We start from the raw sequence: 12763 nt of genomic DNA, 5'->3' as shown, positions 1-12763 counted from the left end.
CTTCAAGGCCCAGACCAAGCAGCAGTTTACCCTGCTTGGCGTGGGTGGCGCGCTGATGCTGCTGGTAGGGTTGGTCGCTCCGGCCAGCTTCATGCAGCATTTTATTGTTTTCGTGCTGGCCATTTTTGTGGGCTTTCAGGTGATCTGGAATGTCTCACACAGCCTGCACACACCACTGATGGCGATTACAAATGCCATCTCGTCGATCATCATTGTTGGGGCGTTGATGCAGATTGGATCAGGATCATTTATGGTTATTCTGCTGGCGGCACTCTCGGTATTCATGGCCGGGATCAACATCTTCGGTGGCTTCCTCGTAACCCGGCGCATGCTCGCCATGTTCCAGAAATCTTAAGGAGGCCGGGTAGATGGAATTTGGTTTCACCACTGCCGCCTATGTTGTCGCGGCTGTTCTTTTCATCCTTTCGCTGGGTGGTCTTTCGAACCAGGAGAGTGCCAAGCGCGCGGTATGGTACGGTATCGTGGGCATGGCATTGGCTGTATTCGCAACGCTTGTTGGCCCAGGGTCCGGCCTGTGGCTGCTGTCGATACTGTTGATCGTTGGCGGTGGTTTAATCGGTCAATACGTCGCTCAGCGCGTTCAAATGACCGAGATGCCGCAGCTTGTGGCCGCTATGCACTCGCTAGTTGGCCTGGCGGCGGTATTCGTTGGCTTTAACGCGCATTTTGAGATCGGCAACGTAGCGCAAGTTATGGCCATAGCGGATACGGCGAAGGAAGCAGATCTTTCCGATCTGGGCGCATTTGCCAAGTTAATTGCAAAGAAAACCTCGGCGGAATTGGCGATCCTGCACGTTGAACTGTTCCTGGGCATTTTTATCGGTGCAATTACCTTCACCGGTTCGGTTGTGGCCTACGGCAAGCTGGCGGGCAAAGTGACGTCAGCTGCGACAAAACTACCGGGTGGCCATGCATTGAACGCGGGTGCTGCGGCATTGTCGTTCATATGCCTGATCTGGTACACAAACTCGGGTGGCTTCTTCCCACTGTTTCTGATGACACTGGCAGCTCTGTTCATCGGTTATCACTTGATTATGGGTATTGGTGGCGCCGACATGCCAGTCGTGGTTTCCATGCTGAACTCGTATTCGGGATGGGCGGCAGCGGCGATTGGATTCTCGTTGGGCAACGACTTGCTGATCGTGGTTGGTGCGCTTGTTGGCTCGTCAGGTGCGATCCTGTCCTACATCATGTGTAAGGCGATGAATCGGCATTTTGTCAGCGTGATACTTGGTGGTTTTGGCGGTCCGCAAGGCGCTCAGATGGAAGTAGAAGGTGAACAGGTGGCCATTGACGCTGATGGGGTAGCTGCAGCCTTGAACGATGCGGACAGCATCATAATTATCCCCGGTTACGGCATGGCCGTGGCGCAAGCACAGCAGTCGGTTTCAGAGCTGGTCCGCAAGCTGCGCGCAAAGGGCAAAGAGGTGCGTTTTGCTATCCACCCCGTTGCCGGTCGCCTGCCGGGCCACATGAACGTGTTGCTGGCCGAGGCGAAGGTACCGTATGACATTGTTCTGGAAATGGACGAGATTAACGAGGATTTCCCGGATACTGATGTGGCCATTGTTATCGGCTCGAATGACATCGTGAACCCTGCCGCTCAGGAAGATCCCAACAGCCCCATCGCGGGGATGCCGGTTCTTGAATGCTGGAAGGCCACGCAGGTGTTCGTGTCGAAGCGTGGTCAGGGAACGGGGTATTCGGGTATCGAGAACCCGCTGTTCTTCAAAGAGAACACCCGCATGTTTTACGGTGACGCCAAAGCCTCGCTCGATAAACTGTTGCCGATGGTAGATTGATAGTCGGCTCAGCCAAATCCCGAAAGGCGCCCCGTCAAGGGCGCCTTTTTTTGTTTTGGCGGGTCCGTAGTACCCTTGCGAAACAGGAGGTGACCAATGCAAACAGTCAACGGAATCGGAGGCATTTTCTTTAAGGCCCGCGACCCAAAAGCACTAAGCGCTTGGTACGAAGAACATCTTGGCGTAAATCACTACGACCCCGAGCCTTGGAAACAGCGCGAGGGATACACAGTCTTTGCCCCATTCGCCGAGAATACCGAGTATTTTGGCAACGCCGACCAGCAATGGATGATCAATTTCCGCGTCGATGATTTGAAGGCGATGATTGATCAACTGAAAGCTGCAGGAATCGCAGTTGAGACCCGCGCCGAATGGAATAGCGAGGTTGGAAAATTCGCGCGTATCCATGACCCTGAAGGCAATCCAATCGAGCTCTGGGAGCCAAATCAATGAGATAGCCGTATGTATGCCGTGGTATTCATGTAAGTATATGAAAATAAATAGAGAATTGATGAATTCAAAAGGATGCGTATAGTTTGCTAAGTTCCACGGAGTAACACATGACACCGATCCAGGACCATCCTTTGCGCTATGCGCTGGCCAACGAGTTGCACGCAAGACCTTTCCCCGTGGCTCAAGCGCCGTGCACTGTGGTGTTTTTGGCAATCAAAAAGCCCGTTGAAGCCGTAGCCAGGGATCAGGGTGAAGACCTGGCTCATCTGAGCGATTTACTTGACCGACACGGCGCACCGCACCCGAAGCCCGGCGCCACCCATTATGCAGGCCAGATTGGGCGGCATTGGCTTAAATGGGAACAACACACAGAATTCGTGACATATACTGCAATTACCCAAAATGTCAGCGAACGCGCTTTCAATCCCGCAGACTTCGAAGTGTTCCCTTCGGATTGGCTGGCCGCCAGCCCTGGTCAACGAGTGACTTCGGCCATGGTCCGGGTTGTTGAGCGCCCGCAGGACGAAACGGTCAAAGCCGAACTGAGCGACTGGTTCGAACCGGAAAGCCTAGCTGTGGCGTGCGTTTTGGATAATTCTGCAATTTGCGCAAGCGATTTTCGCATCGACCCAGCCGGACACATGCGGTTCGCACTGTTCGTCGCGCCCGAAGCTGGTCAGCGCAGAACAGGCCGCATCATTCAACGATTGTGCGAGATCGAAACCTACAAGGCGATGTCGATGCTGGGTTTTGCCAGGGTCAAACAGATGATGCCTCGCATAGGCGAGTTGGATAAACGGCTGACCGAGCTGATGATTGAAATGACGGATGACGATATTCATCCAGACAAATTGTTGCCGCAGCTTTTGTCAACTTCGACCGAACTTGAAACTGTCTCGGCTCGGTGTGCTTTTCGCTTTGGCGCAACGGGCGCCTATGAAGCCATAGTCAATCAACGGATCGAGGTTCTGCGCGAGGATCGGTTTTATGGCGGGCAGAGCTTTGCCGATTTTATGATGCGTCGGTACGAACCCGCGATCCGGACTGTAAAATCAACGGAACGGCGACTGCAAACCTTGTCAGACCGGGCGATCCGGGCAGGAGAATTATTGCGAACGCGGGTGGATGTGGAACGCAGTGCCCAGAACCAGGCCTTGCTGACCAGCATGGACAGGCGTGCTGATCTGGCTTTGCGATTACAGCATACGGTCGAAGGCCTATCGGTTGTGGCGATCAGTTATTATGCGGTTTCGCTCGTAAGCTACCTTCTGTACCCTCTGACGCGGGCTGGGATCAGTAAAGAGATGCTCACCGCCGCGGTAACCGTACCGGTTGTTTTGGTGGTCTGGTATGCGGTTCGTAGAATTCGCCGTCGGCTGGAATAAAGCCCATTTACCAACCCTTACATGTGCTGCAATAACTTTTGACAGGCGTGTAACGCGAGGTAAAAAATTGATCAGTGTATTTACTGCGTGGCGCGCCGTGTCGGCCATGTTCATATTGAACGGTGCATTGTTCGGCATTTGGGCTTCACGCATTCCGGCGGTTCGCGATCATCTGAACCTAAGCCATGAAGAATTGGGTTATGGCCTGCTTTTCATGGCAGCTGGCGCAGTTTGTTCATTCCCCGTCACTGGACGGCTGACCGATCGGTTCGGCGCGGTTGCAATTACTCGGGTGATTGCCGTCCTTTACACATTATCTTTGATTCTTCTTGCCTATGCCGACAGTTTCTGGGCGCTGGCAATTTTTCTTTTCGTGTTTGGCGCTTTTCACGGATCAATGGATGTAGCCATGAACGCTTGGGCTGCAGAAACAGAGCAAGCCTATGATAAGCCGCTAATGTCTTCGTTTCACGCAATGTGGAGCCTTGGGGCCGGACTTGGGGCGCTTAGCGGCTACGCCGCGGTTCAAGTACAACTAACTGTATTGCAGCACTTTCTTTTCGCCGGAGGAATTGTCGTGGCATTTGCTCTAACCATGTCCTGGGTGCATTGGGAATCCAAGAGATCTGAACAGGCAGACGGTAGGGTGTTCGCCCTCCCATCCGGGGCGTTGGTGCTTGTCGGTGTTGCTGCGCTATGCGGGGCGCTTGGTGAGGGCGCCGTTGCCGACTGGGGTGCGATATTTATGCGTGATGTTACCGGAGCGACCGAAAGCGTGGCCACATTGGGTTACGCGGTATTCTCGGTCACCATGGTGGCATTCCGACTGGCCGGTGGCTTTTTGATAGCTCGGTTCGGCCCTGTAGCATCTGCCAGATTCGGGGGCTTTAGCGCGGCTGTCGGCGTATCCGCCGTAGTTTCGTCTTCTAGTGCAGAGTTGGCGCTGGTTGGGTTCGCATTGATGGGCGTAGGTTATGCAGTGATCATGCCTTTGGCATTTAGTCGCGCAGCCAACGATCCTTATTTACCCCCGGGTCAAGCTATCGCAAGCGTTGCGACGTTGGGATACGGAGGTCTTTTGATTGGGCCGCCATTGATCGGGTTTTTGGCCGAGCTTTTGACCCTGCGGTTGGCATTCGCGGTGCTGATCCCATTGGCAGTTCTGATCATTTTGTGCGCCGGCGCGCTAAGGCGCGCCGACTAATTATCAGCGTCCCCGAATGCGTGGATCAAGGGCGTCGCGCAGACCGTCCCCAAGATAATTTACGCTCAGCACTGTAAGTGAGATCGCCAGTCCCGGCCAGAAAACGCGCTCGGGGTATTGCTGGAGATAGTCAACTCCGTCGAACAACAGCCGTCCCCATGTTGGGAAATCTGGTGGAAACCCAAGGCCAAGGAAAGACAGGGCGCTTTCGGTGATGATCGCTGTAGCAATGCCAAGTGTCGCTGAAACCATAATAGGCGACAATACATTGGGTAGGATGTGCCGTGTGATAATCTGAGAATTGCTTGTCCCGATGGATCTTGCGGCTAGGACGAATTCGCGCTCTTTGATGGCCAAAACGTCACCACGCACGATGCGAGCCGTGGGCATCCAAGAGGTTATGCCGATGGCACAAACTATTAGGATAAATATTCCACGTTCCAGCCCGAAAGCAGCGGACAAGGGCTCGCGAAATAACAACATCATCACCAGAAGCAGGGGCAGCAGAGGTAACGCAAGAAAAAGGTCCGTCAGACGCATGAGAGGTCCGTCCAGGCGTCTGAAGAACCCTGCCAATACACCGATAAATGAGCCCAGAAACAGTGCCAGCAGCATTGCGGTGATCCCCACAGAAACTGACGTTTGCCCACCCGACATCATGCGCGCCATGATATCGCGGCCCAGCTGATCCGTTCCGAAAGGATGCGCCAGGCTTGGACCCTGATTGCGCGCGCGGATGTCGATCTGTGTGGGATCGATTGTCCAAAGGTAAGGTCCCAGATAAACAGCGGCGACGATGAAAATAAAGAGGATTGCGCCGATCATCGCCCCTTTGTGGGTTTTGAACTGGTCCCAAACATCGCGCCATTGGCTGCGCGGTGGGGTAGTTAACTCCTCCATTACATCTGTTGTTGGAAGGGCGGTCGAGGCTGGGGCAAGCCCTTCGTCCGGGACGAGCGTATCGGTACGATCATGATCAGTCATAGCGAATCCTCGGGTCCAGGATGCCATAGAGCACATCCGCGATCAGATTGAACAACACGATTAGCACTGCAAAGATGAAGGTCAGTGTTTGCACCATGGGCAAGTCGTTGGCCTGAATCGCCCCAATCAGCAACTGACCAATTCCATTCACTTTGAAGACCTGTTCGGTGATAATCGCACCGCCAAAGATGGCGGGAATACCAAGTGCGATTACAGTTACAACAGGTATCATCGAGTTGCGCAGGACGTGAACCATTACAACGGTGTATTCACTCAAACCCTTGGCACGGGCTGTGCGCACGTAATCTTGGTTAAGGTTGTCCAGCATCGAAGCGCGCATGAATCTGCTGAGCTGAGCGGTGATCTGAAGTGCCAGCACCATCACCGGCATGATCATCTGCTTCAATTGAACGACGAAACTGTCCCAGTCGTTTACAACGTGGGTCGTGTCATAGATCGACGGAAACCAGCCAAGTTGGACGGAAAAGATAACAATCACTAGGACGCCCGAAAAGAACGGCGGAACCGAAAATCCGACCATGGAAACAAATGTACCCATTTGGTCGAACCAGGAATACTGGCGATATGCGGAATAGATGCCGATTGGCAGGGCTATCAGGATGGCAACGACGTAAGCGGTGCCGACTACCCACAGGGTTTGCGGGATACGCTGAACGACGATGTCCATAACAGGTGAACGGGTCTGCCACGAAATCACGCGTAGATCGCCTTCGGAAAACGTTGTGCCGAATATCGAGTCAATCAGCACCTGTGGCTCTATCCAGAAGAACTGTACGATCCATTTCCAGAAACGAATATGCATCGGCTGGCCGAGACCTAACGCCTCGCGCATCTTCTCTTTAACTTCGGGTGGAACAGTAAGTGGAACCTGCGCCATCGGGTCGCCGGGGGCAAGCTCCAGCAGCAGGAAAATGACGAGACTGATAAATAGCAGCGTGGGAACTGCAAGAACCAAACGTCTGATTGTAAAGTTGAGCATTAAGAGGCGCCTTTATATGCGTCTTCTTGTTGGAGTGGTGTGCAAATGACCGCGCCCCGATATGAGTCGGGGCGCGGCTTCGCAAGATTAACGCTTATGAACCAGTCTTGCGGTACCAGTCCGCAATGTTCCACAGTTCACTGTCCCAAACGTTCAGGACAACGCCACCCAGCGTGTTTGCGTGCGCCGAAAGACGACCACGATGCACAAGCGGAATCATGCCGCCATTTTGAACCATGATGTCGTTCAACTGCTTCGCGATCTCAGCACGGGCTTCCAGACCAGCGGTTTCGGCCAGTTGGCCGTGCAGTTTGTCGAACTCTTCGTTACAGAAACGGCTGATGTTCTCACCCTGCCATTGTGTATCAGGGCGAGGAGCCTTGTCACACAGGCCGTTGCCCAAATAGGACTGCGGGTCTGTTCCGTTAAAGGTGTTCGCATACATCTCAACGTCAGCATAGAACTTCTGGAATGTATCAGGCGAACCGGGGTCACCGCCAAAGAAGACGGACGCGTTGATGTTACGTAGCTCAGTTTCGATACCGATCTGGCTCCACCACTCTTTTATCAATGCCTGGAAGTCCTGACGGACGGCATTGGTAGAGGTCTGATATACGATCTTCAAAGGAACGCCGTCCTTTTCGCGAACGCCATCGCCATCAGAGTCAACAATACCTGCATCGTCTAACAGTTTCTTGGCGCCTTCGATGTCCGGCGTATCGCAAGTCATAGACTCCGAATTGAACGCCGCAGGAGCAGGAACCCAGTTACAGGTGACCCTGCCAGCCTGGCCATAGCCAATCTCGACGAGCAGTGGCCGGTCGATTGCAAGCGACATGGCTTTATATACAGCAGGGTCCGATAGGAACGGATGCGGATGCACTGCTGTCGAACGCTCGCCTTCCGGCAGGTCAGGTGAGGGGTTTGTCTGGTTCAGCATGATGCGCTCGACCAATGGACCGAAGCCAGCGACCGGAGTACCTTTGCCGCCCTCTTGCATCTGCGCGATCACTTCAGGGGCGAGCTGCAGGTTCCATGCATAGTCAAACTCACCGGTTTCCATAACCGCACGACCAGCTGCTGTTGCATCGCCGCCACCTTTGAAAGTAACGCTCGCAAACGCGGGTTTAGCCGGATCGCGATAATTGTCGTTTGCCGCAAAGGTGATCACGTCGTTTGGTTTGAACTCGGTGACCACGAACGGACCAGTGCCAATTGGGTTAAAGTTCTGGTCAGTGCATTCGGGCGCTTTTGCACCAAGACAATCGGCGAATTGTGCCGCCTGAATGATGGGGCTTTCACCGCCCACGAACGGGCCGTAGGGGAAGGGGGTCGGCGCGTCGAAGGTAACTTTGACGGTCAGATCATCCACAGCTTCGACCGCGGTTACGCCTTCGAATTTGGTTACCTGAGCACAGCCACCTTCGGGATGCATGCAGTAATCAGCCGTGAATTTAACGTCCGCTGAGGTAAACGGTGTGCCATCAGACCAAGTGATTCCCGGCGCAATCTTCCAAGTGATCGAGGTCAGATCTTCGCTAACACCGCCGTTTTCCACGGTAGGAATTTCTGCGGCCAGATACGGCACCATATTGCCATCTTGGTCATAACGAGCGAGCGGCTCGATTACCAGAGAAGCCGATTCTACATCCTTGGTGCCGCCGGAAAGAAACGGGTTCAGGATCGATGGCGCCTGCCAATAAATAATGCTGACATTGCCGTCCGATCCGCGCTCGGCAAAGGCCATCGGGGCCATCGCCGTGCTTGCAATCGCACCAAGCAGAAGGGTTTTGATCTTCATAATACACTCCATGTTGGACACTTACGTGTCTCGATTATCTCCGCAAAGCCTGCGGATTTGGCGTTGCCGTAATCGGGTTAAGATGCTGATTATGAATCGCAAAATCAGCGCGCATTTCTTTGATGGCTTGTTTTCCCCAAACGGTTACGCGAGTTATCGAAACAGAGTTTCGGAAAAAAGCAAGTGTTGCCGTAGGGAAAATTAGCTACGGGTTTGACTTTGCCTACGTTGCGGCCTTAGCGTCGGGCATTCGAGTAAAAAGCTTGCCTAGGGGAGCGGGTACGTGCTGGACCAGCCTATTGCACAGATCAGAAAACTTCGGGTCGAGTTCCAGACCAAAGACGGCCCCGTGGTTGGCGTCGAAGACGTTTCATTCGAGGTCAAACCGGGTGAAACCGTTTGTATCGTTGGCGAATCGGGATCCGGCAAATCAGTATCTTCGCTGTCCTTGATGCGGCTTGTGGAGTTCGGTGGTGGCGAGATTGCAGGCGGTGAATTGCTGTTTGATCGCCGTGACGGAGAGGAAATGGATCTGTCCAAAGCTGACCAGGATCTGATGAAACAGATTCGTGGCAACGAGATTGGAATGATCTTTCAGGAACCGATGACGGCCCTGAACCCGGTTTTCACTGTAGGTCGACAATTGACCGAAGGCTTGCGCATTCACAAGAATCTGTCGAAATCGCAGGCCGAAGATCGCGCGTTGGAGTTGCTTCGCCAGGTTCGCATTCCTGAACCAGAGCGTCGGCTCAAACAATATCCCCATGAGTTATCAGGCGGAATGCGCCAGCGCGTCGTAATTGCCATGGCCATGGCATGTGAGCCGCGCCTTCTGATCGCAGACGAGCCGACTACGGCCTTGGATGTAACCATTCAGGCTGAGATTCTTGCGCTGATGGACAGGTTGAAGCGCGAAACCGGCACTGCAGTAATGTTTATTACCCACGACATGGCGGTTGTTGCCCAGATGGCGGACCGGGTCGTCGTTATGTTCCGCGGCAACAAAGTTGAAGAAGGACCGGTAAAAGAAATCTTCGAAAACCCGCAGCATGATTACACCAAAGCTTTGTTGGCCGCCGTGCCCAAGCTTGGCGAAATGCAAGGCAAAGCTGCGCCGGAACCGATGAAACTTCTTGGCGTCGAGGGGCAGAAAATCGCTCCAATACCCGGCACTGAGGATGTCTTGCTGACCGTTAGAAATCTAACAACGCGCTTTCCAGTCAAAGGTGGTCTTTTACGACGCACGATTTCGAACGTGCATGCGGTCGAGGACGTGTCATTTACTCTGAACAGGGGACAAACACTTAGCCTTGTTGGAGAGTCCGGTTGCGGCAAATCTTCGGCTGGCCGGTCGATCCTGCGATTGGTTGAACCGATGTCAGGCGAGGTCGAATTGGATGGTGTCGACATCATGAAGTTGGATCATAGAGGTCTGCGCAAGGCACGTCTGGACATGCAGATGATATTCCAGGATCCATTTGCGTCACTGAACCCGCAGATGCAGTTGGTCGACCAAGTTGCCGAGCCTATGCGCAACTATGGTGTTGCATCTGGGTCTGAATTACAGGATCGGGTTGCCGAATTATTCGACAAAGTACAACTGCCGCGCAGTTTTATGCGCCGTTTTCCGCACGAGATGTCAGGCGGTCAGCGACAGCGTATCGCCATTGCCCGCGCTTTAGCCCTTAATCCCAAGTTGATTGTAGCCGATGAGGCTGTGTCCGCGTTGGATGTATCGGTTCAGGCTCAGGTGTTGAACCTGATGATGGAGCTACAATCCGAACTTGGCCTCAGCTATCTGTTCATCAGCCATGATATGGCTGTGGTTGAACGGGTCAGCCATCAGGTCGGTGTCATGTATCTTGGCAGGATCGTCGAGCTAGGGCCTCGTGCGCGTGTCTTCGAAAATCCGCAGCACGCCTATACTCAGGCGCTGATGAAAGCCGTTCCTATCGCCGATCCGAACAAGCGCAAATCTGAGAAAGATTTGAACTTTAAGCCAATACCGTCGCCAATACACCCCATCGGTCACACGCCCGAGCCGTCGAAATATCGCGAGGTTGAACCTGGACACTTTGTGCTGGAAACCGATAGCGGTTACTAGGGCACCATGAAGAAGCAAATAATTTGTATCAATTGGGGCACCAAATACGGTCCGAATTATATCAATCGGCTGTATGGGATGGTGGCGCGCAATATAACACCTCCTTTCAGCTTTACTTGCTTCACAGATTCCCGGGAAGGAGTGCGATCCGAAGTCTTGTGCGAAGACTTGCCAGAGGTTGATTACGATATGCCGGTTGGCGTCATTGGAAAATGGCCAAAATCCCGTTTGTGGGGCAAGAACCTCGGCTCATTGAGTGGACCTGTATTGTTTCTCGACCTCGACATCGTTATTACCGGATCGTTGGACATCTTTTTCGAAATTGGCGACGAAGACGATGTTGTGATGTCCAGAAATCCGACGACTCCGTTTGAGCGTTTGGGCCAAACTTCGCTTTTTCGGTTTCCAGTTGGGAAGCTTGCGCCAATGCAGCAGGCATTTCGAAAGGATCCTCAGAAAATCGCCGAGAAGTTTCGATTCGAGCAACGCTATGTGACGCAAAATGCGCCAGGTGGCGTCAAGTTCTTTCCACGATGGGCCGTGCAACAGTTCAGCCATGATTGCGTATGGGCCTTTCCACTGAACCTCGTGATGACTCCAAGGCGGCCGAAGAAAGCCAGGGTCGTAATCTTTGCCGGGGCCAACGATCCTGAAAACGCGATTGAGGGCCGATGGACCCGACGGCACACTGCCGGATCGATCCGCACCTATTGGGCCGCTCGGCATGATCGAAAATCTACGGAAAGTAACAGCTTACGATATATGCGCCATTTCATCAAACCAGCGAAATGGATCGAAGAGCATTGGGTAGCTTAGAAAAGAGTATGAGTGCTATGAAACTATCGCCCAAAGATCTGCTGGACAGGCTTGTGTCTTTTCCAACGGTCAGCCGCGATAGCAATCTGCCTCTTGTAAACTGGGTCGCGGATTACCTGAAATCAAATGGTATCGAACCACATATCTGGCCGGATCCAGAGCAGCCGCATAAGGCTGCGATCTTTGCGCATGTAGGCCCTGATGAAGAAGGCGCCGTGGTTTTGTCGGGGCATACTGACGTTGTTCCAATCGATGGACAGCCTTGGGATACCGATCCATTTGTGGTTACGGAACGCGACGGTAAGTACTTTGGGCGCGGAACTTGTGATATGAAGGGGTTTGACGCACTCGCCATTTGGGCACTTGTCGAGGCGCAACATTTGGGAGTTTCGCGACCGCTCCAATTGGCGTTGAGCTTCGATGAAGAGGTCGGCTGCACGGGGGCTCCTCCGATGATTGAGGCTATGCAAAAAGTATTGCCCAAAGGTTCGGCGGTGATCGTGGGCGAGCCTTCGATGATGCAGGCCGTTACCGGCCACAAAGGTGGCTTTGGTTTCGATACGCACTTGATCGGGTACGAAGTTCACAGCTCGATCATGCATACGGGCGTAAACGCGATCATGGCAGCGGCTCCCTTGATCGATTGGGCCAACCACCGAAATTCGGAAAACATGTCCGCTCCTCCCAGCGATTTGGCGGCAGTCTTCAACCCACCTTGGACAACATGTCATGTTGGCATGATCGAGGGCGGAACTGCGCACAACATCACTGCCAAGGATTGCCGTTTCATGATGGATTTCAGGGTGGTTCCGGGTGAAAAGGTCAGCCAGTGGAAAGACGCTTACATGGAACAGGTACGTCTCGCAGAAACTAGAATGCAAGCCGTGCATCCTGACGCTCGGATCGAAGTTTCAAACAGTTTTTCCGTGCCTGCGCTGGTGCCCGAAGGCGGCGGCGAGGCGGAAACTTTAGTGCGTGCTTTGACCGGCGATAACGCAACCCATGTTGTCAGCTATGGAACCGAAGCAGGGCAATTTCAGGAAGCGGGGTACTCGGCAGTAATTTGCGGTCCCGGTGATATTGCACAAGCGCATCAGCCAAATGAATTCATTACGGTCGACCAATTCGACGCGGGCCACGTGTTTATGCAAAAGCTGGTGGACCGTTTGAGAATTTGATCCGCTTTTGGATCG

General features: G+C 53.5%; 11 protein-coding genes. 8 read left to right on the top strand and 3 right to left on the bottom strand.

Annotation, left to right across the window (positions count from 1 at the left end; genetic code table 11):
- The 5 genes from AC2FNE_RS21250 to AC2FNE_RS21230 form a co-directional block, all read left to right on the top strand.
- Positions 1-355 (top strand): proton-translocating transhydrogenase family protein (locus tag AC2FNE_RS21250; protein WP_496806217.1); only part of this gene is annotated, 355 nt, incomplete at its 5' end.
- 13 nt (positions 356-368) lie between these two features.
- Positions 369-1823 carry an NAD(P)(+) transhydrogenase (Re/Si-specific) subunit beta gene (locus tag AC2FNE_RS21245; protein WP_496806216.1) on the top strand — a complete coding sequence of 485 codons (1455 nt, stop codon included), beginning with the start codon at positions 369-371 and terminating at the stop codon, positions 1821-1823.
- A 96-nt stretch (positions 1824-1919) separates the two neighbouring features.
- Positions 1920-2276 (top strand): VOC family protein, encoded by a 357-nt coding sequence (locus tag AC2FNE_RS21240; RefSeq protein ID WP_170608039.1) that lies wholly within the window; start codon positions 1920-1922, stop codon positions 2274-2276.
- Between the two features lie 107 nt (positions 2277-2383).
- A complete protein-coding gene (locus AC2FNE_RS21235; protein ID WP_496806215.1) occupies positions 2384-3661 on the top strand; it encodes a DUF3422 family protein in 1278 nt (425 codons plus the stop codon).
- A complete protein-coding gene (locus AC2FNE_RS21230) occupies positions 3627-4865 on the top strand; it encodes an MFS transporter (protein ID WP_496806214.1) in 1239 nt (412 codons plus the stop codon). Before AC2FNE_RS21235 ends, AC2FNE_RS21230 begins: the two co-directional genes overlap by 35 nt.
- Positions 4866-4868: 3 nt before the next feature.
- On the opposite strand, the gene AC2FNE_RS21225 is transcribed toward AC2FNE_RS21230, so the two are convergent.
- From AC2FNE_RS21225 to AC2FNE_RS21215, 3 genes are all read right to left on the bottom strand, one after another.
- Entirely contained in the window at positions 4869-5849 is a 981-nt protein-coding gene (locus AC2FNE_RS21225) for an ABC transporter permease (RefSeq protein WP_170478905.1), read from the bottom strand.
- A complete protein-coding gene (locus AC2FNE_RS21220; RefSeq protein WP_170478907.1) occupies positions 5842-6849 on the bottom strand; it encodes an ABC transporter permease in 1008 nt (335 codons plus the stop codon). The genes AC2FNE_RS21225 and AC2FNE_RS21220 overlap by 8 nt, the downstream gene beginning before the upstream one ends.
- A gap of 94 nt (positions 6850-6943) precedes the next feature.
- Complete coding sequence (locus AC2FNE_RS21215) at positions 6944-8650, bottom strand: peptide ABC transporter substrate-binding protein (RefSeq protein WP_496806213.1); 1707 nt, start codon at positions 8648-8650, stop codon at positions 6944-6946.
- Between the two features lie 283 nt (positions 8651-8933).
- Between AC2FNE_RS21215 and AC2FNE_RS21210 the strand changes: the two genes are divergently transcribed.
- Genes AC2FNE_RS21210 through argE form a run of 3 tightly spaced genes read left to right on the top strand, consistent with a single transcriptional unit; the run spans position 8934 to position 12748 of the window.
- The gene (locus AC2FNE_RS21210) at positions 8934-10754 is read left to right on the top strand and encodes an ABC transporter ATP-binding protein (RefSeq protein ID WP_170478911.1); all 1821 of its coding nucleotides are present in this window, start codon (positions 8934-8936) and stop codon (positions 10752-10754) included.
- 6 nt (positions 10755-10760) lie between these two features.
- On the top strand, positions 10761-11570 hold the full coding sequence (locus AC2FNE_RS21205) for a glycosyl transferase (protein ID WP_170608034.1): 810 nt from the start codon (positions 10761-10763) through the stop codon (positions 11568-11570).
- A gap of 8 nt (positions 11571-11578) precedes the next feature.
- A complete protein-coding gene (gene argE, locus AC2FNE_RS21200) occupies positions 11579-12748 on the top strand; it encodes an acetylornithine deacetylase (protein WP_170608032.1) in 1170 nt (389 codons plus the stop codon).
- Positions 12749-12763 lie beyond the last annotated feature (15 nt).

It is taken from the genome of Ruegeria sp. YKSD179, assembly GCF_059612885.1.
The sequence above is the reverse complement of the archived record's forward strand: the minus strand, read 5'-3'. Positions and strand labels throughout refer to the sequence as shown.

What these genes read in the sequence shown, in the direction of transcription:
- AC2FNE_RS21225 (WP_170478905.1), bottom strand. Translation starts at nt 5,849, where the DNA reads ATGACTGATCATGATCGTACCGATACGCTCGTCCCGGACGAAGGGCTT.
- AC2FNE_RS21240 (WP_170608039.1), top strand. Translation starts at nt 1,920, where the DNA reads ATGCAAACAGTCAACGGAATCGGAGGCATTTTCTTTAAGGCCCGCGAC.
- AC2FNE_RS21235 (WP_496806215.1), top strand. Translation starts at nt 2,384, where the DNA reads ATGACACCGATCCAGGACCATCCTTTGCGCTATGCGCTGGCCAACGAG.
- AC2FNE_RS21245 (WP_496806216.1), top strand. Translation starts at nt 369, where the DNA reads ATGGAATTTGGTTTCACCACTGCCGCCTATGTTGTCGCGGCTGTTCTT.
- AC2FNE_RS21215 (WP_496806213.1), bottom strand. Translation starts at nt 8,650, where the DNA reads ATGAAGATCAAAACCCTTCTGCTTGGTGCGATTGCAAGCACGGCGATG.
- AC2FNE_RS21230 (WP_496806214.1), top strand. Translation starts at nt 3,627, where the DNA reads ATGCGGTTCGTAGAATTCGCCGTCGGCTGGAATAAAGCCCATTTACCA.
- AC2FNE_RS21220 (WP_170478907.1), bottom strand. Translation starts at nt 6,849, where the DNA reads ATGCTCAACTTTACAATCAGACGTTTGGTTCTTGCAGTTCCCACGCTG.
- argE (WP_170608032.1), top strand. Translation starts at nt 11,579, where the DNA reads ATGAGTGCTATGAAACTATCGCCCAAAGATCTGCTGGACAGGCTTGTG.
- AC2FNE_RS21205 (WP_170608034.1), top strand. Translation starts at nt 10,761, where the DNA reads ATGAAGAAGCAAATAATTTGTATCAATTGGGGCACCAAATACGGTCCG.